We start from the raw sequence: 24,851 nt of genomic DNA on the forward strand, positions 1-24,851 counted from the left end.
CGGTTGTGGAAAACCCGGTAGCCCCAAACAGCACCCAGCAGCCCCAGACGGCCCCCCGGCAGACCGGCGCAGCCCCCGGCAGACCCGCGCAGCCCCTCCGCCCCTCCGCCCCTCCGGCCCTCACCCCCGAAGAAACGCCAGCACCGCCAGCACCCGCCGATGCGTCTCCTCCGCCGGCGGCAGATCCAGCTTGGCCAGGATGCTGCCGATGTGCTTGCCGACCGCCGCCTCGGAGACCACCAGCTCCCGGGCGATGGCGCCGTTCGACTTGCCCTGCGCGACCAGTGCCAGCACCTCCCGCTCGCGGGGGCTCAGCCGCTCCAGCGGGTCGCGGCGCCGGCGCAGCAACTGGCGTACGACCTCCGGGTCGACGACCGTGCCGCCCGCCGCGACCTCGGCCAGCGCGTCGACGAACTCCTCGACCTGCCCGACCCGGTCCTTCAGCAGATAGCCGACGCCCGTACCGTCGCCGGAGTCCAACAGGTCGGCGGCGTAGGTCCGTTGCACGTACTGGCTGAGCACCAGCACCGGCAGTCCGGGCCGTGTCGCGCGCAGCCGGACGGCGGCGTGCAGTCCCTCGTCCTGGAAGCCGGGCGGCATCCGGACGTCCGTCACGACGATGTCCGGCGCGTGCTCGCCGACCGCGTCGACCAGTGCCTCCGCGTCCCCGACGGCCGCCACCACCTCGTGCCCGAACCGGGTGAGCAGCCCGGCCAGACCTTCCCGCAGCAGCACGCTGTCCTCGGCCAGCACTACCCGCAGGGACCGGTCGTCGCCTCGATCGGTTCGCAAGGGATCTCCACACGCAACAGGGTCGGCCCACCGGGCGGACTGGACAGCACGAGTCTGCCATCGAGCACCGACACCCGGTCCGCGAGCCCGGTGAGCCCGCTGCCGCCCCCGGAACCGTCTCCGGGTGCCCGCGCGCCGCCCCGCCCGTCGTCCCGGACCTCGAGCCACAGCCGTCCCGCCGTGTGCCCGCCGCGCACCCGCGCCCGGTCCGCCTCGCTGTGCTTGGCGACGTTGGCCAACGCCTCGCACACCACGAAGTACCCGGCGGCCTCCACCGCCTGCGGCAGCCTCCCCGGCAACTCCACCGCCACGTCGACCGGCACCACCGACCGGTCCGCGGCGTCGGCGACCGCGGCCTGCAGCCCGTAGTCGGCGAGCACCTTGGGATGGATCCCGTGGATCAGTTCCCGCAGCTCCGCCAGCGCCAGCCCCGCCTCCTCGTGCGCCTTGGCGAGCTGGTCGGCAAGGGGTCCGCGCGGGGCGTCGAGACGGGCCAGACCCAGGGTCATCGTCAGGGCGACGAGCCGTTGTTGGGCGCCGTCGTGCAGGTCCCGCTCGATCCGCCGCCGCTCGGCCTCGAAGGCGTCCACCAACCGCACCCGGGACCGCGTCAGTTCGACCACCCGCGCGTCCAGCTCCCCCTCCCCGGCCCCGTCCCGCGGGGTGAGCAGCAGACGTGCCAGCCCGGCCCGGGCCCCCGCGCCGACGCCCAGCACGTACGCGCCCACGGCCATCAGCAGCAGCCCCAGTACGGCCACCGCGAACGCCGTCGGCCAGGTGGTCACCGTCCACAGCTTGACCACCTTCGCCTCCCGCCCGTCGCCGACGGTCGCCATCAGCACCGGCGTCGCGACCACGCCCGCCGGCATCAGCAGCCCCACGCAGACCAGCAGCGCGTCGACCGGCCACAACAGCGTGGCGAACAGCAGCGCGTAGCCGAGTTCCTGCCAGGTCGCCCGCTCCCGCAGCCGGGTCGTCAGCCACGCCCACAGCCCGGTGGCCGCCGGCTCCCCGTGCCACGCCGGTACCGGCTCCGGGCCGAGCAGCCGCAGCCGCCGTCGCTCCACCCACGCCACCGGTATCCCGGCCAGCGCCAGCCCGACGAGCAGCGGCAGCCCCACCAGGACGACGGCCAGTACGCCCCCGGTGACGGCCAGACCGGCCAGCGCCGCGAGCACGACGGCCCCGAACACCGCCCCGCTCACCAGGTATCCGGCCGCCCGCCACGGCCAGGACGACAGCGGGAAACCCGGCCGGGCCATGGCCCGCCACACGCTTCGGGACTCCAGTGGACGCATGCCCGCCACCGTAGAAGCCGCCCCCGCCCCGTCTCCATCCGTCCAGTGGGCCTACGAGGGGTATGGCCGGCCCTACCCCGTTTCTCGCCCCTGCCGCACTGCGCCCGACAGGCCCCGCGCGGTTTCGTGACGTCATCAAGTCCTCGCCGACATCACGACCTCACTGCCATCACCCACACCACCGGGGAACCCGATGACCCAGCACGCCGCCCTCCAGCCCGCCACCGTCCAGCTCACCTCCGTCACCCGCAGACACCGCACCGGCGACCACGCCGTCACCGCGCTCGACGACGTCTCCCTCGCCTTCCGCGAGGGCACGTTCACCGCCGTGATGGGCCCGTCCGGCTCCGGCAAGTCGACGCTGCTCCAGTGCGCGGCGGGCCTGGACCGGCCCACGTCCGGTTCGGTCACCATCGGCGGGACCGAGCTGACCCGGCTCAGTGAGCGCGGGCTGACGCTGCTGCGCCGCGAGCGGGTCGGCTTCGTCTTCCAGGCGTTCAACCTGCTGCCGTCGCTCACCGCCGAGCAGAACGTCGCTCTGCCGCTGCGCCTGGCCGGCCGGCGCGTCCCGAGGGCCCGGGTCCGCGAGGTGCTCGCCCAGGTCGGCCTCGGTGACCGCGCGAGACACCGGCCCACCGAGCTGTCCGGCGGCCAGCAGCAACGCGTCGCCCTCGCGCGGGCCCTGATCACCCGCCCCGACGTGCTGTTCGGTGACGAACCCACCGGCGCGCTGGACTCCCGGACCAGCCGTGAGGTGCTGACCCTGCTGCGCGGCATGGTCGACCGCGAGCGCCAGACGACCGTCATGGTCACGCACGACCCGGTGGCCGCCGCCCACGCCGACCGCGTCGTCTTCCTGGTGGACGGCCGCCCGCACGGCGAACTGACCGGCGCGAACGCCGACACGATCGCCGCGCACATGACCACCCTGGAAACCCAGGAGACCCGGCAGACCCAGCAGAACCGGCAGCCCCGGCAACCCCGGCAGACCCAGCAGACCCAGCAGAACCGGCAGAACCGACAGACCCAGGAGACCCAGCAGACCCAGGAGACCCAGCCATGCTGACCGTCGCCCTCCGCACACTCCGCACCCGCTGGGTCACCTTCACCGGCAGCTTCGTCGCCCTCGCGCTCGGCGTCGCCCTGCTCACCGTGACGGGACTGGCCCTCGCGTCTTCTCTGGACGCCCCGGACCGCGCGCCGCGACGCTTCGCCGCCGCCCCGGTCGTGGTCCGGGGCCAGGACACCCTCCGCGTGCCCACCCCGGTCGGCGACCGCACCGAGAAGCTGGGCCATCCCCGCGCGGTGCCCGCCGAGACGGTCGCCCGCCTCAAGGGCCTGGGCCGGGTCGTCGAGGACCGCACGTTCGCCGTACGGGCCGCCGACGGTACGGTGCTGACCGGCCACCCCTGGTCGACCGCCGCCTTCACCCCGTACGAGCTGACCGCGGGCCGCGCGCCGAAGAGCCGGGACGAGGTGGTGGCCGCGGGCACCGACACCCGCCCCGGCACCCGCCTCCGCACCGACCGGGGCACCGTCCACGTCGTCGGCACAGCGGAGCCACGCACCACCTCCCAGCACTCCGAACCGACCGGCCCCTCCGATCCCACCCTCTTCTTCACCGACACCCGCGCCGCGCGGCTCTCCCCGTCGGCCCCCACCCAACTGATCGTCACCGCGCCCCCGGCCGCCGTCCGCGCGGCCGTCGCGGACGCCCCCGGCGTCCAGGTCCTCACCGGTGACGCCCGCCGCCTCGCCGACCCCGGGCCCGACCGGGACGCCGAAGCCCTCACCGCGATGAACGCCCTGTTCGGCACGGCCGGCGGCGTCACCGCCTTCGTCTCGGTGTTCGTCGTGGCGTCGACCTTCGCCTTCGCGGTGGCCCAGCGGCGCCGCGAGTTCGGCCTGCTGCGCACCGCGGGCGCGACGCCGGGGCAGATCCGCCGCACGGTGGGCGCGGAGGCGCTGCTCGTCGGTGTGCTCGCCTCGGCCTCCGGTTGCGTACTCGGCGGCTACGGCGCCCCCCACCTCGCCGCCCGGGTGGTGGCGGCGGATCTCGCCCCGCCCTGGTTCGTGATCGGCGATCACACCTGGCCGTACCACCTGGGCTTCTGGACGGGTCTGCTGGTCGCGCTGCTCGGTGTGGCGGCCGCGTCCTGGCGGGCCGGCCGTACCGGTCCGGCGCAGGCGCTGCGCGAGGCGTCCGTCGACGCCGGGGCGATGACGTGGGGCCGGTGGCTGTGCGGGGCCGGACTGCTGCTGGCCGCCGCCGTCACCCTGGTCCTCGCCCTGGCCGACGACCCGGGCGAGCTGCTGCACCGCAAGACGTACGTCAGCCGCCCCATGCTGCTGATCACCGCGGTCGCGCTGCTCGCGCCGGTCCTGGTCCGTCCGCTGACCCGGCTGCTCGCCAGGCTGCCCGGCGCCACCGGCATGCTGGTGCGGGAGAACGCCGCCGCCGGAGTCCGCCGTACCGCGGCGATCGCGGCGCCCGTCCTCGTCACGGTCGGGCTCGCGGGTTCCCTGCTGGGCGCCCCCGCGACCGTGAACGCGGCGAAGGCCGCCGAGACGCGCGCCCGGACGGCCGCCGACTTCGTCGTCACCCCGCGCGGGGACACCGTTCTCGACCCGGTGACACTGCGGCGGCTGCGCGCGGTGCCCGGCGCCGACGTCTCCGTGACCTCGTCGAGCGCCGTGTACGTCCTGGAGGAGGGCGTCGCCCTGATCAAGTCCGAGGCCCGCGCGGCCGAGCCGGACGCGCTCGCCGCGACCGCCCGCCTGCCCCTGGCCGCCGGCCGGGCCGCCGACCTCGACGACGGCTCGATCATCGTCAACGAGGAGTGGGAGCGGCACGGCGTGGGCGACCGGGTCGACGTGTGGCTCGGCGACGGCACCCGCCGTTCGCTGCGCGTCGCCGCGGTGCTGCGCACCGGCACCGGGGACAACGGCGTCTACGTCACCCCGGCCAACGCGCCGGGCGCCCGCGCGGACCGGGTCGACGTACGGCTCCGGGATGAGGGTGCGGCGGCCGCGGTCAGCGCGGCGCTGCGGACGGCGGCAGGCGAGTCGGCACAGGTGCGGACCGCGGACGCGTGGGTTCGGGCCACGCACCCCGAGACCAACCGGTCGACCCGCTACGGCTTGTTCCTGGTCCTCGGCATCGCCCTGCTCTACACCGGCATCTCCCTGGTCAACACCATGGTCATGGCGACGTCCGACCGGGTCCGCGAGCTGACGGCGCTCCGGCTGGCCGGGGCGACCCGCGCCCAGACGCTGCGGGTGGTCGCGGCCGAGGCCCTGACGGTCGTGGCGCTCGGCGGGGCACTGGGCCTGCTGGTCGCCGTGCTGAACCTGCTCGGCATGCGGGCCGCCCTCGCGCTCCTGGAGGTCCCGGCCGGCATCCGAATCCCGTGGCCGGTCCTCGGCACGGTCCTCGCCGGCTGCGCGGCCCTCGCCGTGATCGCCTCCGTCGTACCCGCCGCACTGGCCCTGCGGCGCACCCCGGTCCACGCGGCGACATGACCTGAGACATCGCTCACATCACAAACTGCGAACCAGGAACCACGAAGCACGAACCAGGAACCACGAAGCAGAACCACCAGCCACGAACTACGACCCGGACAAGCGAAAGCCCCGCAGGTCCTAGACCTGCGGGGCTTCCAGCTGGTGCGCGAGGGGGGAGTTGAACCCCCACGCCCTTGCGGGCACTGGAACCTGAATCCAGCGCGTCTGCCTATTCCGCCACCCGCGCATTGGGTGTGTCCTCCGGCTCCGTTCCTTTCGGCCCGGCGCCTTCCGACACGCAGAACATTAGCACGCTGCGCGGGGTGGCTTCACATCCCTTGTTTCCACCCCCGTCACGCCCCCCTTCCATGCCCTCCCATGCCCGTCCCATGCCCGTCCCGTGCCCGTCCCGGTCCGTTCACGTATCAACCTCGTACCGGTCCCGGCCGTCTGCCCAGGAGCCGGACCGAGTCCACAGTCTGGTGCGGGACACTTGTACACGACCGCCTCTACGATCCATGGCAGGAGTTCGGAGGCGGCTCCCGAGGGAACCTCGCAGGCGTCGGCACCGTTCGACACCCGTCGACCAGGCGGACAGGGGGAACCAGCCGATTCACGGGCGCGTGGATACGATCAGTAAGCAGTACCGGGTAAGCAGTACAGAGAACAGCAGGCACGACAGCACGCACAGCAGTACGCAGGACGGCAACTACGGAGGAGGTGCCCCATGGGAGTCCTGAAGCGTTTCGAGCAGCGTCTCGAAGGTCTGGTCAACGGCACCTTCGCCAAGGTCTTCAAGTCCGAGGTGCAGCCCGTGGAGATCGCGGGCGCGCTCCAGCGCGAGTGCGACAACAACGCCACCATCTGGAACCGCGACCGGACCGTCGTCCCCAACGACTTCATCGTCGAGTTGAGCACCCCTGACTTCGAGCGGCTGAGCCCCTACTCCGGGCAGCTCGGCGACGAGCTGGCCGGCATGGTGCGCGACTACGCCAAGCAGCAGCGCTACACCTTCATGGGCCCGATCAAGGTCCACCTGGAGAAGGCCGACGACCTCGACACCGGCCTGTACCGGGTGCGCAGCCGCACGCTCGCCTCGTCCAGCAGCCAGCAGCAGCCCCCCGCCTCCGCCCCGCCCTCCGGCGCCCCGAGCGGCTACGGCTACCCGCCGGCCGCCCCCGCGGGCGCGCCCCCCATGCCTTCCAGCCCGCCGCCCGGCAGCCGCCCCGGCGGTTACGGTTATCCCCCGGCCGCGGCCGGCCAGCGTCCTCCCGCCGCTCCGGCGGGCGGCGGACGCACCCGCTACTGGATCGAGATCAACGGCACCCGCCATCAGATCTCCCGCCCGACGCTGGTGCTGGGTCGCAGCACCGACGCCGACGTGCGGATCGACGACCCCGGCGTGAGCCGCCGGCACTGCGAGATCCGGACCGGAACGCCCTCGACGATCCAGGATCTCGGGTCCACCAACGGCATCGTGGTGGACGGGCAGCACACCACCCGCGCTACGCTCCGCGACGGCTCGCGGATCGTCGTGGGCAGCACCACCGTTATCTATAGGCAAGCCGAAGGGTGATCCGGGGGCAATGTCAGAGCTGACCCTCACGGTCATGCGGCTGGGTTTCCTGGCCGTACTGTGGCTGTTCGTGATCGTGGCCGTGCAGGTCATCCGCAGCGACCTGTTCGGTACGCGCGTCACCCAGCGGGGGGCGAGGCGGGAGGCCGCCCGGCCCCAGCAGGCCGCGCGCCAGGCGCCGCCGCAGCAGCGCCAGCAGCCGGCGGGCGGCCGCGCCCGCCGCAACGCCCCCACCAAGCTGGTGGTGACCGAGGGCACCCTCACCGGCACCACGGTCGCGCTGCAGGGCCAGACCATCACGCTGGGCCGGGCGCACGACAGCACGATCGTGCTGGACGACGACTACGCCTCCAGCCGGCACGCCAGGATCTACCCGGACCGGGACGGCCAGTGGATCGTGGAGGACCTGGGGTCCACCAACGGCACGTACCTCGACCGGAACCGCCTCACGACCCCCACGCCGATCCCGCTGGGTGCGCCGATCCGCATCGGCAAGACCGTCATCGAGCTGCGGAAGTAGTGCTACGTCATGAATGAGCGCGAGCGGAGCGAGCACGCAGCGGCGGTCCACACCCGGGGCCCCGGCGCGCTCCCGACCGGAGGGTGGGCAGTGTGGCTCGACACGATCGGCTGTACCCGGAGCCGACGGGCGAGGTGCGCATGAGTCTGTCACTGCGCTTCGCCGCCGGTTCGCACAAAGGCATGATCCGGGAGGGCAACGAGGACTCCGGTTACGCCGGTCCCCGGCTGCTCGCCATCGCCGACGGCATGGGCGGCGCCGCCGCCGGCGAGGTGGCCTCCTCGGAGGCGATCTCCACGATCGTCGCCCTCGACGACGACATCCCCGGCTCCGACGTCCTCACCTCGCTCGGCGCGGCCGTGCAGCGGGCCAACGACCAGCTGCGGCAGATGGTCGAGGAGGACCCGTCGCTGGAGGGCATGGGCACCACGCTCACCGCCCTGCTGTGGACGGGCCAGCGACTCGGGCTGGTGCACGTCGGGGACTCCCGCGCCTACCTGCTGCGCGACGGCGTCCTCACCCAGATCACCCAGGACCACACCTGGGTGCAGCGGCTGGTGGACGAGGGCCGGATCACCGAGGAAGAGGCCACCACCCACCCGCAGCGCTCCCTGCTGATGCGCGCCCTCGGCAGCGGCGACCACGTCGAGCCCGACCTGTCGATCCGCGAGGTCCGCGCCGGTGACCGCTACCTGATCTGCTCCGACGGACTGTCCGGGGTCGTCTCCCACCAGACGATGGAGGAGACCCTCGCCAGCTACCAGGGGCCGCAGGAGACCGTGCAGGAGCTGATCCAGCTCGCGCTGCGCGGCGGCGGCCCCGACAACATCACCGTGATCGTCGCCGACGTCCTCGACCTGGACACCGGGGACACCCTCGCCGGGCAGCTGTCCGACACCCCCGTGGTGGTCGGCGCGGTCGCCGAGAACCAGCACCAGCTGTCCGACAACGGCATCATGCAGACCCCCGCCGGCCGCGCCTCCGGCCTCGGCCGCCAGGTGCCCGGACAGGGCGGCGGCGAGTTCGGCCCGCCCGGCTCCGGCGACGTCACCGGGTTCATCCCCACCGGCGGCTTCGGCGCCTACGACGAGGACGACTTCGCCAAGCCCCGCAAGGGCCGCAAGTGGCTCAAGCGCTCCTTCTACGGCGCCCTGGCCCTGGCCGTCGTCGGCGGCGGCCTCTACGGCGGCTACCGCTGGACCCAGACCCAGTACTACGTCGGCACCAACGGCGAGCACGTCGCCCTGTACCGCGGCATCAGCCAGGACCTGGCCTGGGTGTCGCTGTCCGAGGTCGAGAAGGACCACCCCGAGATCGAACTCAAGTACCTGCCTCCCTACCAGCGGAAACGGGTCGAGGCGACGATGGCCGAGGGCAACCTGAAGAACGCCCAGGAGAAGATCGACGAGCTGGCCGTGCAGGCCTCCGCGTGCAAGAAGCAGTCGGAGCAGCGCGCCGCCGAGCGTGAGAACAACGCGCGGACCGGCGAGGGCGAGGCCGGCGGTATCACGGGAACCACCCGCACCTCCGTCACGTCCAAGGCGTCGCCGAGCCCTTCGGTGTCCCCGAACCCGTCCGCGTCCGCGAGCCCGACCCCGACCGCCACTCCCAGCCCCGGCCCCAGCCTCTCGGAGGAAGAGCAGAAGGTCGTCTCGCTGTGCGGTAAGCAGTAGGCAAGCCGTGAGAGGCCCTGTCACACGATGAGCAGTTCAACCAACACGCCGACGCACCACACGTCCACGATCGGCTCCATCGGCGCGCCGAGCCGCCGCAACACCGAGCTGGCCCTGCTGGTCTTCGCGGTGCTCATTCCGGTCTTCGCGTACGCCAATGTGGGCCTCGCCATCGACGAGCAGGTGCCGTCCGGGCTGCTGAGCTACGGCCTGGGCCTCGGCCTGCTGGCCGGCATCGCCCATCTCGTCGTACGCAAGTTCGCGCCGTACGCGGATCCGCTGATGCTGCCGCTGGCCACCCTGCTGAACGGGCTGGGGCTGGTCGCGATCTGGCGGCTGGACCAGTCCGAGCTGCTGCAGTCGATCAAGCAGGCGGGCACGGCCTCGCCGCGGCAGCTGATGTACACGGCGATGGGCATCGCGCTGTTCATCGTGGTGCTGATCTTCCTCAAGGACCACCGCGTCCTGCAGCGCTACACCTACATCTCGATGGTCGGCGCGCTGTTCCTGCTGCTGCTGCCGCTGGTGCCGGGTCTCGGCCAGAACATCTACGGCGCGAAGATCTGGATCTCGGTCGCCGGGTTCTCCATCCAGCCCGGTGAGTTCGCGAAGATCGTCCTCGCGGTGTTCTTCGCCGGCTACCTGATGGTCAAGCGGGACGCGCTCGCGCTGGCCAGCCGCCGCTTCATGGGCCTCTACCTGCCGCGCGGCCGCGACCTCGGACCGATCATCGTGGTCTGGGCGATCTCGATCCTCATCCTGGTCTTCGAGACCGACCTCGGTACGTCGCTGCTGTTCTTCGGCATGTTCGTGATCATGCTGTACGTCGCCACCGAGCGGACCAGCTGGATCGTGTTCGGTCTGCTGATGTCCGCGGTCGGCGCCGTCGGCGTGGCCAGCTTCGAACCGCACATCCAGCAGCGTGTGGACGCCTGGCTCGACCCGATGCGCGAGTACACGCTCTCCCGTCAGGGCGTCGGCGGCCACTCCGAGCAGGCCATGCAGGCCCTGTGGGCGTTCGGCTCCGGCGGCACCCTCGGCACCGGCTGGGGCCAGGGCCACTCCGAACTGATCCGCTTCGCCGCCAACTCCGACTTCATCCTCGCCACCTTCGGCGAGGAGCTTGGCCTGGCCGGCGTGATGGCCATCCTGCTCGTCTACGCCCTGATCGTGGAACGCGGCGTGCGCACCGCCCTCGCCGCCCGCGACCCGTTCGGCAAGCTGCTCGCCATCGGCCTGTCCGGCGCCTTCGCCCTCCAGGTGTTCGTCGTCGCCGGCGGTGTCATGGGCCTCATCCCGCTGACCGGTATGACCATGCCGTTCCTCGCCTACGGCGGATCCTCCGTGATCGCCAACTGGGCGCTCATCGGCATCCTGCTGCGCATCAGCGACACCGCGCGCCGCCCGGCACCCTCCCCCGCCCCCAACCCCGACGCCGAGATGACCCAGGTGGTCCGCCCGTGAACAAGCCCCTGCGACGGATCGCGATCTTCTGCGGGCTGCTCATCCTGACCCTGCTGATCCGCGACAACTGGCTCCAGTACGTCCGCGCGGACGAGCTGGCCACGGACACCGACAACCGCCGGGTCGCCATCGAGCGCTACGCCAGCCCGCGCGGCGACATCATCGTCGACGGCAAGGCCATCACCGGCTACAAGGAAGCCTCCAGCGGGGACTTCGAGTACGTCCGCACCTACAAGGACGGCGCCATGTGGGCGCCCGTCACCGGCTACGCCTCCCAGGCCTTCGGCACCAACCAGCTGGAGAACCTGGAGGACGGCATCCTCACCGGCAACGACGACCGGCTGTTCTTCCGCCAGACCCTCGACATGCTCACGGGCAAGAAGAAGGAGGGCGGCAACGTCGTCACCACCCTCAACTCGGCCGCCCAGAAGGCCGCGTACGAGGGACTGAAGGGCCGCGGCAAGGGCGCCGTCGCCGCGATCGAGCCGTCCACCGGCAAGATCCTCGCGCTGGCGTCGTACCCGTCGTACGACCCGTCGACGATCGCCGGCTACTCCGCCGACGACGAGCGGGCCTGGAACAAGCTGCAGAAGAAGAACAACCCCGACGACCCGATGCTGAACCGGGCCCTGCGCGAGACCTACCCGCCGGGCTCCACGTTCAAGGTCGTCACCGCGGCCGCCGCGCTGGAGAACGGCCTGTACACGGGCGCGGACCAGAAGACGAAGACGCCGCTGCCGTGGACCATGCCCGGCACCACGACCGTGCTGAAGAACGAGGGCAACATCCCCTGCGAGAACGCGACCCTGCGCGTCGCCCTCCAGTGGTCCTGCAACACCGTCTTCGGCAAGGTCGGCTCCGACCTCGGCAACGACAAGATGCTGGAGCAGGCCAAGAAGTTCGGCTTCACCAGCGAGCAGTTCACCCCGGTCCGCGCCAACGCCTCGGTCTTCTCCGAGGACATGGCCCCCTCCGAGGTCGCGCTGTCCTCGATCGGCCAGTTCAACACCGCCGCGACCCCCCTGCAGATGGCCATGGTCGCCTCCGCGGTCGCCAACGACGGCACGCTGATGAAGCCGTACATGGTCGACAAGCTGCAGGCGCCCAACGTCGACACCATCGAGCAGACCGACCCGGAGGAGCTGAGCCAGCCGCTGTCGGAGGAGAACGCGCAGATCCTCCAGTCGATGATGGAGACCGTCGTCGACCAGGGCACCGGCAAGAACGCGCGGATCCCGGGCGTGAAGGTGGGCGGCAAGACCGGTACCGCCCAGCACGGCGTGGACAACAGCGAGAAGCCGTACGCCTGGTTCATCTCCTACGCCAAGCTCAGCGACGGCAGCTCCCCGGTCGCCGTCGCCGTGGTGGTCGAGGACGAGGCCGCCGACCGCGGCGACATCTCCGGCGGCGGTCTCGCGGCGCCGATCGCCAAGAGCGTGATGGAGGCGGTCATCGGCAACCGGAAGTGACCCCGCTCACGTCACCTTCACATCGGTGCACGTTGCGATACCGGTCCTGTATCGGGTGACGGGCTTGGCCAGGTCACAGAAAGCGAGCCGGGTACGGTAGGCCCGGACGGCAGCCTCCGACCGCACGAGTACGGCGGTCGGGACCGACGGAGAGGGCTGGTAGGAAGCTATGGAAGAGCCGCGTCGCCTCGGCGGCCGGTACGAGCTGGGCCCGGTGCTCGGCCGTGGTGGCATGGCGGAGGTTTACCACGCACATGACACCCGGCTCGGACGCCAGGTGGCGGTGAAGACGCTCCGCGCGGACCTCGCGCGCGATCCGTCCTTCCAGGCCCGGTTCCGCCGGGAGGCCCAGTCGGCCGCCTCGCTCAACCATCCCGCGATCGTCGCGGTCTACGACACGGGCGAGGACTACATCGACGGGGTCTCGATCCCGTACATCGTCATGGAGTACGTCGACGGCTCCACGCTCCGGGAACTGCTGCACTCCGGCCGCAAGCTGCTGCCGGAGCGCGCCATGGAGATGACCATCGGCATCCTCCAGGGCCTGGAGTACGCCCACCGCAACGGCATCGTCCACCGCGACATCAAGCCGGCCAACGTCATGCTGACGCGCAACGGCCAGGTCAAGGTGATGGACTTCGGCATCGCCCGCGCCATGGGCGACTCCGGCATGACGATGACCCAGACCGCGGCCGTCATCGGCACCGCCCAGTACCTCTCCCCGGAGCAGGCCAAGGGCGAGCAGGTGGACGCGCGGTCGGACCTCTACTCCACCGGCTGCCTGCTCTACGAGCTGCTGACCGTCCGCCCCCCGTTCGTCGGCGACTCCCCGGTCGCGGTCGCGTACCAGCACGTACGCGAGGAGCCGCAGCCGCCGTCGGTGTTCGACCCGGAGATCACGCCGGAGATGGACGCCATCGTCCTCAAGGCGCTGACCAAGGACCCGAACTACCGCTACCAGTCGGCCGACGAGATGCGCGCCGACATCGAGGCCTGCCTCGACGGCGCCCCCGTCGCCGCCACCGCCGCCATGGGCGCGGTCGGCTACGGCGGCTACCCCGACGACCAGCCGACCACGGCCATGCGTCCCACCGACGCCGGCGCCACCTCGATGCTGCCCCCGATGAACCCGGACGACGGCGGCTACGGCTACGACGACCGCCCCGACCGGCGCCGCCAGAACCAGAAGAAGTCCAACACCTCGACGATCCTGCTGGTCGTCGCGGGAATCCTGGTCCTCGTCGGCGCGATCCTCATCGGCAAGTTCGCGTTCAGCGGCGGCGGCGTCGGCAACGACACCGTGCCGATGCCGAACTTCGTCGGGCTGACGAAGGAACAGGCCGAGAAACGGGCGACCAACTCCGACCTGCAGCTGAACTTCACTCCCAAGGCCTGCGAGCAGCAGCCGAAGGGCAAGATCTGCGACCAGGACCCGGAGCCGAAGGTCGACGTGAAGAAGAACAGCACGGTCGAGCTGGTGATCTCCACGGGCGCCCCCAAGGTGGCCGTGCCGAACGTGATCGGCCTGAGCCTCGAGGACGCCCAGTCGAAGCTCAAGGCGGACAAGTACGGGTTCCAGGTGGAGACGGAGGCCAAGGAGTCCCCGGAGGCGCCCGGCACCGTCCTCGAACAGGACCCGGTCTCCGGCCAGGAAGTGCAGAAGGGCTCCACGATCACCCTGACCGTCGCCAAGGAAGAGGCGAAGGCGACCGTTCCCACGGTCACCGGCCAGACCTGTGAGGCCGCTCAGCAGCAGATGACGGCCAACGGGCTGACCGGCACCTGCGCCGACACGCCGACCACGGACCCGAACCAGGACGGCAAGGTCATCGAGACCAGCCCGGCCGCGGGCACCTCGGTCGACCCCGGCTCCACGGTGACGATCAAGGTCGGCAAGCTCCAGCAGGAGCAGGTCCAGGTCCCGGCCATCCAGGGCCAGACCCTGAAGGACGCCAAGAAGGCCCTGCAGGACGTCGGCCTCCAGGTCGGCAACATCGCCGGCTCCCCGGACGACAACTCCCTCGTCCTCAGCTCCGACCCGCAGCAGGGCAGCACGGTCAACAAGGGCACGGCGGTCAACCTGATCACCGTGGGCGGCGGTCAGAACAACAACGGCGGCGGCAACAACGGCGGCGGCCTCTTCGGAGGCGGCGACGGCGACTGACCGACGCGGCTCATCCGCCCGTACGACGGGAAAGTCCCGGCGACCCTCAGGCCGCCGGGACTTTCCCGTTCCCGCGACAGGCGATCAGCCGCGAAGCTCCTCCGGCGGCGTCCGCTCCGCGTCCACCTTCTCCACCCGCTCCAGCTCGCCCCACACGACGTACCGGTAGCGGCTCGTGTAGACAGGCGTGCAGGTGGTCAGGGTGATGTACTTCCCGGCCTTCTTCCGGCCGGACTCCTTGGGGACCGCGTCGAGGACCTTGACGTTGTACTTCGAGGTCTCGGGGAGGATGGCGTAGATCTTGTAGACGTACCACTTGTCCTTGGTCTCGAAGACGATCGGATCGCCCTCTTCGAGCTTGTGGATGTTGTGGAACTCGGCACCGTGCCCGTCGCGGTGCGCGGCGAGGGCGAAGTTGCCGTTCTTGCCGCTGGTCGGCAGGGTCGCCTTGACCGGGTCGGTGTAGTAGCCGGCGACACCGTCGTTGAGGATCTCGGTCGCGGTGCCCTTCTTGATCAGGATCTCGTCGTCGTTCATGTCCGGCACGTGCAGGAAGCCGATGCCGTCCTTGGTGTCGAGGGCGCCGGGGCCGCCGCTTCCCTCGTGGGCCCAGGTGTCGCGGACCTTGTCGCCCTCCTCGGCCGCCTTGCGGTCGGCGAGGACGTTGGTCCACCACAGCGAGTAGACGACGAACAGGCCCAGGACCAGGCCTGCCGTGATGAGGAGTTCCCCGAAGACGCTGACCGCCATGGCGATCCTGCCGGGCCGGCGGCGCCGGGGAGCGGGCGCGGACTCGGACTCGGACGCGGGTTCCGGCGCCGCGGTCTGCTCTTCGGTGTCGTCGGTGGTCGCTGCCACGATTCATCTGCCCTTAACTGACGAGCGCATCCGGCTTGCCCTTGCTGCGCGGCCGTTCCTCGACCATCTTGCCCCAGACGATCAACCGGTACTTGCTGGTGAACTCCGGCGTGCATGTCGTGAGGGTGATGTACCGGCCGGGCGTGGTGAATCCCGAGCCCTTCGGGACGGGGTCGAGGACGCTCACATTGCTCGGCGAGGTCACCGGCAGTATCGACGCCATCTTGTACACGTAGTAGGTGTCCTGCGTCTCGACGACGATCGGATCACCCGGCTTCAGCCTGTTGATGTACCGGAACGGTTCACCATGGGTGTTCCGGTGGCCCGCGAGCCCGAAGTTGCCGGTCTTCGCGTCGGGCATCGGCGTCTTCAGCCCGCCGTCCGCGTAGTGGCCGACCATGCCCCGGTCGAGGACCCGCTTGTTGCTGGTGCCCTCGGCTATGGGGACCTTGACGTCGAGATCGGGGATGTGCAGGAGGGCGAAGCCCTGTCCGGGCTCGAAGGTACCGGGGTTGCGTTTGCCGCTCGCCCAGTCGTCCTCCAGCTGGCTGGCCTCGTTGCCGGCCTGGGCCTGGGCCCTGATGTTGGTCCACCACAGCTGGTAGGTGACGAACAGCAGCATCAGCACGCCGGTGGTGATGAACACCTCGCCGATCACCCGGCTGGCGATCACGCCGGGGCTCGGCTTGCGGGCCTTCGCCAGGCGGCGCGCCTCGACCCGGGACAGCGGCGCGCGCCGCTCACCGTCCTCACCGGCGGGCGGCGGCGGGGTCGCACCCTTGCGGCGACGCCCGTGACGGGCCTTGGCGGCCTTTCTGCGGGCCGCGCGGCCGCCCGGGGCGGGGGGATCGCCCGCGCTGCCGGAACGGGACTCCGAGGCCGCTATGGAGGCGTCTCGCGGATCCGCTATCCGCAACGCGACGGTCTCGTCGTCGGGAGGTCCGTACGACGATGGGTACGACGTCTCCTCGTACCCGTCCCCGAGCACGCCGGAGCCCTCGTACGGCTGCTGCCCGTACGAGGTGCTCTCGCGCTCGGGGCGCAGTGCGGTCACGCCGTGGCCCTGCCCACCACCGGGGCCAGCCCCGCCGATCTGGCGACCGCGTCGTGGTCGCCGCACTCCACCAGCCAGTTGGCCAGCATGCGGTGGCCGTGCTCGGTGAGCACGGACTCGGGGTGGAACTGGACACCTTCGACGGGCAGTTCGCGGTGGCGCAGGCCCATGATGATGCCGTCGTGGGTCCGCGCGGTGACCTCCAGCTCGGCCGGCACGGTCGCCGGCTCGGCGGCCAGCGAGTGGTAGCGGGTCGCGGTGAACGGCGTGGGCAGCCCCGCGAAGACGCCCTTGCCCTCGTGCTCGACCAGCGAGGTCTTGCCGTGCAGCAGCTCGGGCGCACGGTCCACGACACCGCCGTACGCCACCTGCATCGACTGCATGCCCAGGCAGACGCCGAAGACCGGGACGCCGGTGGCCGCGCAGTGGCGGACCATGTCGACGCAGACGCCGGCCTGCTCGGGGGTGCCCGGGCCGGGCGAGAGGAGGACGCCGTCGAAGCCGTCCTGCGCGTGCGCGGTCGACACCTCGTCGTTGCGCAGCACCTCGCACTCGGCGCCCAGCTGGTACAGGTACTGGACCAGGTTGAAGACGAAGCTGTCGTAGTTGTCGACGACGAGAATGCGCGCGCTCACTGGTTGTCCACCGTCACATCGTTGAAGGGAAGCAGCGGTTCGGCCCATGGGAAGACGTACTGGAAGAGGACGTAGACCACGGCCAGGACCAGTACCAGTGAGATCAGTGCCCTCACCCACGCGTTCCCCGGCAGATGCCGCCAGATCCAGCCGTACATGCCGTCCCTTCCGTCGCACCACGGCACCAGACTCACGCCGTACGGCACCAGACTAACGGCGCAAGGCCTCGGGTTGGCCTGCCTCCACGGGCTGGGTGGAGTCCAGGTGCGCCCAGACGATCAGCCGGTGGCTGTGCCCCCACTCCGGCTCGCAGGTCGTCAGGGTCAGATAGCGGCCGGGGCGGGTGTAGCCGGCGGCGCGGGGGACCGGATCGATCACGGCGACGTCGCCGGGGACCGTCTTGTAGGGACCCTTGTCGATCCGGTACGTGAACCAGGTCGCACCGTCGGTCAGCACCACCGCGTCCCCGCGGCGCAGCTTCGGGAAGTCCTTGAAGGGGTCGCCGTAGGTGCGGCGGTGGCCGGCGACGGAGAAGTTGCCCTGCTGTCCGAGCCGGGCGGTGGCCGTGTAGTGGCCGAGGCCCTTCTTCAGGGTGTCCGTCCCGGTGCCTTCCAGCACCGGCTTGTTCCACGTGAAACCAAGACGTGGGATGTACATGATCGCGAAGGGCTTCCCGTCCCGGTACGGCCGCGGCTCCGGGGGGCTCGCCGAGGCGCCGCCGGCCGGGGCGGAGGCTCCGGGAGCGTGCGTGGCCCCCGACACGCCGGGGCGCACGCTTTCTTGCGCCCACTGCTCCCGAAGCGCGTCGATCTGGTCGTCCATGACGGAGTCGGCCCGCACGCCGGTCCAGTACAGGACGTAGACGACGAAGAGCACGATCACGGTGCCGACGGTGATGCACAGCTCGCTGACGGTCCTCACGATCACGCGCACCGGCGGCTCCTGCGAGGGGGCGAGGGCTGGTGGGTGGGCCTACTCCACGGGCTTCGCGTAGTGCAGGTCCACTGTGCCCGAGTAGCCGGGAAGAGTCACCGTCCCGTTCTCCTCGACTTTCCAGCCCAGGCCGTAGACGTTGACGTACACCATGTAGTTCTGGATCGCGGGGCTCTCGGCGAGCGCCTGCTGCAGCTTCTCCGGGTCACCGACGGCCTGGATCTTGTACGGCGGCGAGTAGACGCGGCCCTGGAGGATCAGGGTGTTGCCGACGCAGCGCACGGCGCTGGTGGAGATCAGCCGCTGGTCCATGACCTTGATGCCCTTGGCACCGCCCTGCCACAGGGCGTTCACCACGGCCTGGAGGTCCTGCTGGTGGATGACCAGGTAGTCGGGCTGCGGCTCGGGGTAGCCGGGGAGCTTTGCGGTGGCGTTCGGCGGGGCGTCGTTCAGGGTGACGGTGACGGCCTCACCGGTGACCTTCTGGGTACCCGCGCTCTTCTCCAGGGCCGCGAGTTTCTCGTCCTCGGCTTTCGTGCTGCCGTCGTCCCGTTCGGCGAGGGCTTCCACCTGGTCGCGCAGTGCCGCGTTGGACTCGTCCAGTTCGCCGTTCTTGTGGCTGCGTTCCTGAATGAGGTCGGAAAGCTTGAGCAAGGACGCATCTGTGCGGATATTGGTGCCCTTGGCCGTATGGAAACTGGTGAAGAAAATGAGCCCCGCGAGAGCGAACACGCTCACCGTGAGGAGACGGACGGGACGGAATGATCCCCGGCGGGCGCTGGATCCCGACTGGGGGGAGTCGGCAGAATTGCTCAACGTACCCTTATCTCCTTCGGCGCCACGGAAGCACTACGCTAACGGACGCCCGGGGGAGCGCTCAGTGTCCCCTTGTACGCTGCCCCGAGCCCGACCCAGTTCCCTGCGCGGCCACGCAGCGCATCGACAGGAGAGACCCTCGTGCCGAAGTCACGTATCCGCAAGAAGGCCGACTACACGCCGCCGCCGGCGAAGCAGGCAGCCAGTATCAAGCTGAACAGCCGCGCCTGGGTCGCGCCCGTCATGCTCGCGATGTTCCTCATCGGCCTGACCTGGATCGTCGTCTTCTATGTGACCGACGGTTCGCTGCCGCTCGACGCGCTCGGCAACTGGAACATCGTCGTGGGCTTCGGGTTCATCGCCGCCGGATTCGGTGTATCGACGCAGTGGAAGTAGAGCCTGCCGGGCAGTGAACAAAGCTCTGCCCAGGGCTGTCCACCGAGTTATCCACAGCCGTTTTCCACATGGGGAAAAGAAAGACGATCTGTGGATAACTCGCCGGAGGTTGACGCCGGTGTGACGGAACGACCGGCATCCGAATCTACGTTCGCCCCCTGTCTGACCTGCGGAAACACCGGTCGGTGACAGGGGGCACACCTGTTCCCGCACCGTGTGCACAAGATCGGGCACACGCTGTGGAAAACCACCGCTCAGAGGATGAGGACGGGCGCTCAGGTGAGCTGAGCCGTCCGTAGCACGCACATGCCGACGACCACCGCCAGCACCAGTGCACAGGCACCCCACTGCATCGGCGCCCGCCGCTCGCGCGGCGCGTTCACCATGGCGTAGCCGATCACCACACCGCCCACCAGACCGCCGATATGGGCCTGCCACGAGATGTTCAGGCTCGGGTTGAAGGTGAAGAGCAGGTTGACCACCAGCAGGACGATCACCGGGCGCATGTCGTAGTTGCGGCGGCGCATCAGTACGGCGGTGGCACCGAACAGGCCGAAGACCGCGCCCGAGGCGCCCAGGGACGCCGTGGACGCCGGCTGGAGCAGATACGCCAGGGCGCTGCCCGCCAGCCCCGAGATCAGGTAGAGCGCGAGATAGCGGACCCGGCCCAGCGCCTCCTCCAGCGGGCCGCCCAGGAACCACAGGCTCAGCATGTTGAAGGCGATGTGCCAGATCGCCTGGTGCGTGAACATCGCGGTGAACAGGCGGTACCACTCGCCCTCGGCCACGCCCTCGGTGGGCACCCAGGGCGCCGGCGGCCACTCGGCGATCAGGAACAGCTCGCCCAGCACCGTCGAGGAAACATGGACGGCGACGAACACCGCGAGGTTGATCAGGACCAGGACCTTGGTGATCAGATGCGGGTCGCCGGTGGTGGCGACGGGCGCCCCGGCGAGATTGCGCGGCTGTGCGGCGCCCGGGGAGTGGCCCGTGCCGGAGCCGCCGCGGACGCAGTCCGGGCACTGGAAGCCGACCGAGGCACTGACCATGCACTCCGGGCAGATCGGACGCTCGCAGCGGGTGCAGCGCACCCCGGTCTCACGGTCCGGGTGCCGGTAGCAGCCGGGCAGGCTGTGCGCTTCCTGCGGACTTTCCGACACCTGGTCCATGAGGTCCCCTACGTCGTCGTAAGCGAGAAACGCCCCTTCCATCCTTACGGACGGAGGGGGCGTTTGGTTCCCTTATGACGCTTTGGGCGCGGTCCCGGCGGGGCGCGGTCTCAGGCCTGGCGCGTCTCGACGACGACCGACTCGATGACGACGTCCTTGAGCGGGCGGTCGGTGCGCGGGTTGGTCTGGGTGCTCGCGATGGTGTCCACGACCTTCTGGCTGGCCGCGTCGGTGACCTCGCCGAAGATGGTGTGCTTCCGGTTCAGCCAGGCCGTCGGGGAGACGGTGATGAAGAACTGCGAGCCGTTGGTGCCCGGGCCGGCGTTGGCCATGGCCAGCAGGTACGGCTTGTCGAACTTCAGGTCCGGGTGGAACTCGTCCTTGAACTGGTAGCCCGGACCGCCCGTGCCGTTGCCCAACGGGTCGCCGCCCTGGATCATGAAGCCGCTGATGACCCGGTGGAAGACCGTGCCGTCGTACAGCTTGGCCGAGGACCGCTCACCGGTGGCGGGGTTGGTCCACTCACGCTCGCCCTGGGCGAGCTCGACGAAGTTCTTGACCGTCTCCGGCGCGTGGTTCGGGAAGAGCCGGACCTCGATGTCGCCTTGGTTGGTCTTCAGGGTGGCGTACAGCTGCTCAGCCACGATCTGCCTTCCGTTGTCTTCCTGTGACTCTCTGATCCTCGCACGCCCCACGCCCTGCGTCGTCCGGCGCCCGGGTTCGCCAGCGAACGGCGACGATCCGTGGCATTGTCGACGACAAGCTCCGGTTGCCCCGGATTCATCCCTATCGACCCCCTGGCCCACTCCCAGCACCGATGGAGTGACCCGGATGCCCGCTCTCGCATGACGTGCCGCGCGTCGACAGGCATGATCCGTAAAAGGGTGGAAAGTCGAAATACCGTACGCCACCGAGGAGGAGGATCCCGTGACCCGCATCGACAGCGTGCGCGCCGCGACCGGCTCGGCGAAGGACAGCGTGCTGCACGCCGCGGAAGTGGTGGCGCCCTACGCCGACACGGCCAAGGACCGGGCCGCACTGTACGCACACGAGGCTCGCGCCCGCATCGCGCCAATGATGTCGCAGGCCGCCGGGCAGGCCCGCGTCCAGTACGCCGCCCACCTGGCGCCGTACGTGGAGCAGGCCCGCGCGCATGTGCCGCCGAAGGTCGACCACGCCGCCCATGAGGCCGCCTACCGCACCCGCAGGGCCGCGCGGCAGGCCGCCTACTACTCCCGGCCGAAGATCGAACAGGCGGTCGCCGCGGCCGGGCCCGTCAAGGAGGAGGCGACGGCACGGGGCGCTGCCGCACTGGCCGCACTGCGCGGCCAGGTCTCGCCCGCGGAAATCCGGAAGCTGGTGCGCAAGCACGAGCGGCGGGCCAAGGCCGGCCGCGCGTTCAAGGTCCTGGCGGTGCTGGGCGCCGTCGCGGGCGGCGCTTTCGCCGCCTGGAAGTGGTGGGACAAGCAGGCCAACCCGGACTGGCTGGTCGAGCCGCCCGCCGCGACCGAGGTGCCCGAGTCCGGCCGGCTGACGTCCGTGGACGGCAGCGGTACGTCCACGCTGGACCCCGAGGTCCAGGCCAAGCAGGCCGAGGACGAGGCCGCGGACCGGGACGAACGCGGCTGACGGAGCGCCCGAGAGACAACGTCCTTGTGGGGCAGGAGAGTTCATGGCTCTTCTGCCCCACAGCCATGTTCCACGCGTGACGAAAACGTTCGCGAAAGCCAAGTCCGGGACCATCACCGGTCAAGTCGTGGCTCGTTTGGTCCCACCTGGCAAAACGTGACCCGGTTGCATTCGCGAGCCGGGGGCCGGGGGCGGGGCCCGTACCGACGACAAAGCCCCTCCGGCTCGCGTTCCCGCAAGTCGGAGGGGCTTTCCTGCTGTGGAGCCTAGGGGAGTCGAACCCCTGACATCCGCCATGCAAAGACGGCGCTCTACCAACTGAGCTAAGGCCCCGTAAGGGAGACGTCCGGCCGGAGGAACCGCGTACCGGCAGGCGCCGCAGACCAGAGTAGCGGGTCGCCCCCGGTATCTCGCAAAAAGATTGGGGGGTCCCCGTGAACGACCACTCTCCGTAAGATGCTCGGCGTGGTTCGCTACAGCGAACCGCGGTTTTTGGGGAAGCGATGGGGAGACGCAATGGACGCCGCACAGCAGGAAGCCACCGCAAGAGCGCGGGAACTGCAGCGGAACTGGTACGGGGAGCCTTTGGGGGCGCTCTTCCGTAAGCTCATCGACGATCTTGGCCTCAACCAGGCTCGTCTCGCAGGGGTGCTGGGACTGTCCGCACCGATGCTGTCGCAGCTGATGAGCGGTCAGCGGGCGAAGATCGGCAATCCTGCCGTGGTCCAGCGGGTGCAGCTGCTGCAGGAGCTGGCGGGGCTGGTGTCGGACGGCAGCGTGAGCGCGGCCGAGGCCACCGAGCGCATGGAGGAGATCAAGAAGTCGCAGGGGGGCTCGGTGCTCAACAACACCACACACACGACCAGCAGTTCGGGCGCGCCGACGGTGAAGCGGGTGGTCCGCGAGATCCAGTCGCTGCTGCGCTCGGTGGCGGCCGCCGGCGACATCATCGAGGCGGCGGACTCCCTCGCCCCGACCCACCCGGAGCTGGCGGAGTTCCTCCGGGTCTACGGCGCCGGCCGCACCTCCGACGCGGTCGCGCACTACCAGTCCCACCAGAACTGATCCACCGGCCCGGTAGCCGAAGGGGTGCGGCAGCCGGGCCGCGAGCCTGAACGAGCGGGGACACGGGGGACCGGCTCGGGGGCGAAAGCAGGGGGAGATCCGGGCGACGGGGGAATGCGACGGGCCACAGCGGGGGGAATACTCCAGGGGGTCGAGGGGGAGGAGCGCCGTACAGCGATGGGTGAGGTCTTCGCCGGTCGGTACGAACTGGTCGACCCGATCGGGCGCGGAGGGGTGGGCGCCGTCTGGCGCGCCTGGGACCACCGACGCCGCCGCTACGTCGCCGCCAAGGTCCTGCAGCAGAGCGACGCCCACTCGCTGCTGCGCTTCGTCCGCGAGCAGGCGCTGCGGATCGACCACCCTCACGTCCTGGCGCCCGCCAGCTGGGCCGCGGACGACGACAAGGTGCTGTTCACCATGGACCTGGTCGCCGGCGGTTCGCTGGTCCATCTCGTCGGGGACTACGGTCCGCTGCCGCCGGCGTTCGTGTGCACGCTGCTCGACCAGTTGCTGTCCGGGCTGTCCGCGGTGCACGCCGAGGGCGTGGTGCACCGGGACATCAAGCCCGCCAACGTGCTGCTGGAGGCGACCGGCACGGGCCGGCCGAGGCTGCGGCTGTCCGACTTCGGGATAGCGATGCGGTTCGGCGAGCCACGGCTGACCGAGACCAACCTCGTGGTGGGCACGCCCGGGTACCTCGCGCCGGAGCAGATGATGGGCGCCGAGCCGGACTTCCCGGCGGATCTGTTCGCCGTGGGGCTGGTCGCGCTGTATCTGCTGGAGGGCGCCAAGCCGGACGCCAAGGCGCTGATCCAGTATTTCGCGGAGCACGGGACGCCCGGGGCACCCAAGGGCATTCCCGAGCCGCTGTGGCAGGTCGTGGCGACGCTGCTCCAGCCGGACCCGGACGCCCGCTTCCGCACGGCCACAGGGGCGCGCAAGGCGCTCGCGGCCGCCGCGGAGCTCCTGCCGGAGCCCGGCCCCGACGACGAGCTGATCGAGATCTTCGACCAACTCGGACCGCTGCCGGACGGGTTCGGGCCGGACGGCCCGCTGAAGGTCGCACCCGGCCTGCGGACGGACTTCCGCCCAGGAGCGCCCAGGCATGTCGGCGACGACGCGGACTCCCTGTCCGGCTCGGTCACCGCCTCGCCGTGGCCCGGCACGTCCTCCGTGCCGTACGGGTCGGGCGCGGCGAGCGGGGCGAGTGCGGGGCGTCCGCCGGTGGACCCACGCCAGGAGCTCGACCAGCGCCCACGCCAGGAACAGCACCAGCAGGATCTCGGCGAGGCCCAAGGCCCGGTCACTCCGCGGCCGACCGCTCCCCCACCTGCCTCCTCGCAGACGAGCACCGGCATGTCGGACACCGGCAGCTTCCACCTGCCACCGCCGATCGCTCCTGACTCCCTGAGCACCACCAACGCGCCCACCCATGTCCTGTCCTCCCCCCAGCCCCCCGAGTCGCCACAGTCACCGGCAGCACAGCCACCCCAGCCGCCCCAGCGGCCTCAAACCACCGCTCCGGCCCCGCCAACCTGGGCGTCGGCCCCGCCCCCACCCTCACCGCCACGCCTCCCGCAGCAGCCCGCCGACGCCTCTACCGCTTCGTACACCGCTCAAGCCCCGCAGGTTCCACTCCCCGCGCAGAGAACTTCCCGGCGCCGCTCGCACGCTGCGGCCCGCCGTCCAGGCCCGCCCGCCAAGGTGGCGATCCCGCTGGTGCTGCTCGCGCTGGCCTGTTACGCGGTGGGGTTCTGGGCGCTGGGCCAGCTGTAGTACGCCCTAGGTGTATTGGCCTGGAGCGTTGTTCACTCGGCTGATTGGCGATTGGCCTGC

Annotated in this window: 22 protein-coding genes and 2 tRNA genes; 12 read left to right on the forward strand and 12 right to left on the reverse strand. The window is 70.6% G+C overall.

The window, feature by feature from the left end; all coding sequences use genetic code 11:
• Positions 1-120: 120 nt before the first annotated feature.
• Both AMK31_RS35670 and AMK31_RS35675 read right to left on the reverse strand, forming a co-directional pair.
• Positions 121-753 carry a response regulator transcription factor gene (locus AMK31_RS35670; protein ID WP_073944902.1) on the reverse strand — a complete coding sequence of 211 codons (633 nt, stop codon included), beginning with the start codon at positions 751-753 and terminating at the stop codon, positions 121-123.
• Positions 753-2,054: a sensor histidine kinase gene (locus AMK31_RS35675; protein ID WP_073944903.1), complete on the reverse strand. Its 1,302-nt coding sequence runs from the start codon at positions 2,052-2,054 to the stop codon at positions 753-755. The genes AMK31_RS35670 and AMK31_RS35675 overlap by 1 nt, the downstream gene beginning before the upstream one ends.
• A 229-nt stretch (positions 2,055-2,283) precedes the next feature.
• On the opposite strand from AMK31_RS35675, the gene AMK31_RS35680 reads away from it, so the two are divergent.
• Together AMK31_RS35680 and AMK31_RS35690 are read left to right on the forward strand one after the other, a co-directional pair.
• Positions 2,284-3,156 carry an ABC transporter ATP-binding protein gene (locus tag AMK31_RS35680; protein ID WP_079187072.1) on the forward strand — a complete coding sequence of 291 codons (873 nt, stop codon included), beginning with the start codon at positions 2,284-2,286 and terminating at the stop codon, positions 3,154-3,156.
• Entirely contained in the window at positions 3,150-5,612 is a 2,463-nt protein-coding gene (locus AMK31_RS35690) for an FtsX-like permease family protein (RefSeq protein ID WP_073944904.1), read from the forward strand. The genes AMK31_RS35680 and AMK31_RS35690 overlap by 7 nt, the downstream gene beginning before the upstream one ends.
• Before the next feature lie 142 nt (positions 5,613-5,754).
• On the opposite strand, the gene AMK31_RS35695 is transcribed toward AMK31_RS35690, so the two are convergent.
• Positions 5,755-5,841: transfer RNA gene (locus tag AMK31_RS35695), tRNA-Leu, on the reverse strand.
• A 480-nt stretch (positions 5,842-6,321) separates the two neighbouring features.
• On the opposite strand from AMK31_RS35695, the gene AMK31_RS35700 reads away from it, so the two are divergent.
• From AMK31_RS35700 to pknB, 6 genes are all read left to right on the forward strand, one after another.
• Positions 6,322-7,170 carry an FhaA domain-containing protein gene (locus AMK31_RS35700; protein WP_073944905.1) on the forward strand — a complete coding sequence of 283 codons (849 nt, stop codon included), beginning with the start codon at positions 6,322-6,324 and terminating at the stop codon, positions 7,168-7,170.
• Between the two features lie 10 nt (positions 7,171-7,180).
• Positions 7,181-7,690 carry an FHA domain-containing protein FhaB/FipA gene (locus tag AMK31_RS35705; protein WP_073944906.1) on the forward strand — a complete coding sequence of 170 codons (510 nt, stop codon included), beginning with the start codon at positions 7,181-7,183 and terminating at the stop codon, positions 7,688-7,690.
• 140 nt (positions 7,691-7,830) lie between these two features.
• Positions 7,831-9,363, forward strand: a complete 1,533-nt coding sequence (locus AMK31_RS35710; protein ID WP_073944907.1) for a Stp1/IreP family PP2C-type Ser/Thr phosphatase — start codon at positions 7,831-7,833, stop codon at positions 9,361-9,363.
• Between the two features lie 27 nt (positions 9,364-9,390).
• Positions 9,391-10,827, forward strand: coding sequence for an FtsW/RodA/SpoVE family cell cycle protein (locus AMK31_RS35715; protein WP_073944908.1), 1,437 nt, complete (start codon positions 9,391-9,393; stop codon positions 10,825-10,827).
• Positions 10,824-12,296 (forward strand): peptidoglycan D,D-transpeptidase FtsI family protein, encoded by a 1,473-nt coding sequence (locus AMK31_RS35720; protein ID WP_073944909.1) that lies wholly within the window; start codon positions 10,824-10,826, stop codon positions 12,294-12,296. Before AMK31_RS35715 ends, AMK31_RS35720 begins: the two co-directional genes overlap by 4 nt.
• A 169-nt stretch (positions 12,297-12,465) precedes the next feature.
• Positions 12,466-14,460: a Stk1 family PASTA domain-containing Ser/Thr kinase gene (gene pknB / locus AMK31_RS35730; protein ID WP_073944910.1), complete on the forward strand. Its 1,995-nt coding sequence runs from the start codon at positions 12,466-12,468 to the stop codon at positions 14,458-14,460.
• Between the two features lie 84 nt (positions 14,461-14,544).
• Here pknB and AMK31_RS35735 read toward each other — a convergent pair whose 3' ends face one another.
• Genes AMK31_RS35735 through AMK31_RS35760 form a run of 6 tightly spaced genes read right to left on the reverse strand, consistent with a single transcriptional unit; the run spans position 14,545 to position 18,756 of the window.
• The gene (locus AMK31_RS35735) at positions 14,545-15,318 is read right to left on the reverse strand and encodes a class E sortase (protein WP_073944911.1); all 774 of its coding nucleotides are present in this window, start codon (positions 15,316-15,318) and stop codon (positions 14,545-14,547) included.
• 13 nt (positions 15,319-15,331) lie between these two features.
• Positions 15,332-16,372: a class E sortase gene (locus AMK31_RS35740; RefSeq protein ID WP_073944912.1), complete on the reverse strand. Its 1,041-nt coding sequence runs from the start codon at positions 16,370-16,372 to the stop codon at positions 15,332-15,334.
• Positions 16,369-17,007 (reverse strand): aminodeoxychorismate/anthranilate synthase component II, encoded by a 639-nt coding sequence (locus tag AMK31_RS35745; RefSeq protein WP_073944913.1) that lies wholly within the window; start codon positions 17,005-17,007, stop codon positions 16,369-16,371. Before AMK31_RS35745 ends, AMK31_RS35740 begins: the two co-directional genes overlap by 4 nt.
• Positions 17,004-17,201, reverse strand: a complete 198-nt coding sequence (locus AMK31_RS35750; protein WP_198948647.1) for a hypothetical protein — start codon at positions 17,199-17,201, stop codon at positions 17,004-17,006. The genes AMK31_RS35745 and AMK31_RS35750 overlap by 4 nt, the downstream gene beginning before the upstream one ends.
• A 16-nt stretch (positions 17,202-17,217) precedes the next feature.
• Positions 17,218-17,940 (reverse strand): class E sortase, encoded by a 723-nt coding sequence (locus tag AMK31_RS35755; RefSeq protein WP_073944915.1) that lies wholly within the window; start codon positions 17,938-17,940, stop codon positions 17,218-17,220.
• A 39-nt stretch (positions 17,941-17,979) separates the two neighbouring features.
• On the reverse strand, positions 17,980-18,756 hold the full coding sequence (locus tag AMK31_RS35760) for a DUF881 domain-containing protein (RefSeq protein ID WP_073944916.1): 777 nt from the start codon (positions 18,754-18,756) through the stop codon (positions 17,980-17,982).
• Positions 18,757-18,897: 141 nt separating this feature from the next.
• Between AMK31_RS35760 and crgA the strand changes: the two genes are divergently transcribed.
• Positions 18,898-19,152 carry a cell division protein CrgA gene (gene crgA, locus AMK31_RS35765; RefSeq protein WP_073944917.1) on the forward strand — a complete coding sequence of 85 codons (255 nt, stop codon included), beginning with the start codon at positions 18,898-18,900 and terminating at the stop codon, positions 19,150-19,152.
• Positions 19,153-19,427: 275 nt separating this feature from the next.
• Here crgA and AMK31_RS35770 read toward each other — a convergent pair whose 3' ends face one another.
• Both AMK31_RS35770 and AMK31_RS35775 read right to left on the reverse strand, forming a co-directional pair.
• The gene (locus tag AMK31_RS35770; protein ID WP_073944918.1) at positions 19,428-20,321 is read right to left on the reverse strand and encodes a rhomboid family intramembrane serine protease; all 894 of its coding nucleotides are present in this window, start codon (positions 20,319-20,321) and stop codon (positions 19,428-19,430) included.
• A 110-nt stretch (positions 20,322-20,431) separates the two neighbouring features.
• Entirely contained in the window at positions 20,432-20,965 is a 534-nt protein-coding gene (locus AMK31_RS35775; RefSeq protein ID WP_073944919.1) for a peptidylprolyl isomerase, read from the reverse strand.
• Between the two features lie 283 nt (positions 20,966-21,248).
• Here AMK31_RS35775 and AMK31_RS35780 point away from each other — a divergent pair, with 283 nt between their 5' ends.
• Complete coding sequence (locus tag AMK31_RS35780; protein WP_073944920.1) at positions 21,249-21,950, forward strand: DUF5324 family protein; 702 nt, start codon at positions 21,249-21,251, stop codon at positions 21,948-21,950.
• 260 nt (positions 21,951-22,210) lie between these two features.
• Here the strand turns inward: AMK31_RS35780 and AMK31_RS35785 are convergent.
• Positions 22,211-22,283 (reverse strand) — tRNA-Ala (locus AMK31_RS35785).
• 183 nt (positions 22,284-22,466) lie between these two features.
• On the opposite strand from AMK31_RS35785, the gene AMK31_RS35790 reads away from it, so the two are divergent.
• The gene (locus tag AMK31_RS35790) at positions 22,467-23,015 is read left to right on the forward strand and encodes a helix-turn-helix domain-containing protein (RefSeq protein WP_073944921.1); all 549 of its coding nucleotides are present in this window, start codon (positions 22,467-22,469) and stop codon (positions 23,013-23,015) included.
• A 177-nt stretch (positions 23,016-23,192) separates the two neighbouring features.
• On the forward strand, positions 23,193-24,791 hold the full coding sequence (locus tag AMK31_RS35795; RefSeq protein ID WP_073944922.1) for a serine/threonine-protein kinase: 1,599 nt from the start codon (positions 23,193-23,195) through the stop codon (positions 24,789-24,791).
• Positions 24,792-24,851 lie beyond the last annotated feature (60 nt).

This window comes from Streptomyces sp. TSRI0107 (assembly GCF_001905845.1).
GTDB lineage: Bacteria > Actinomycetota > Actinomycetes > Streptomycetales > Streptomycetaceae > Streptomyces.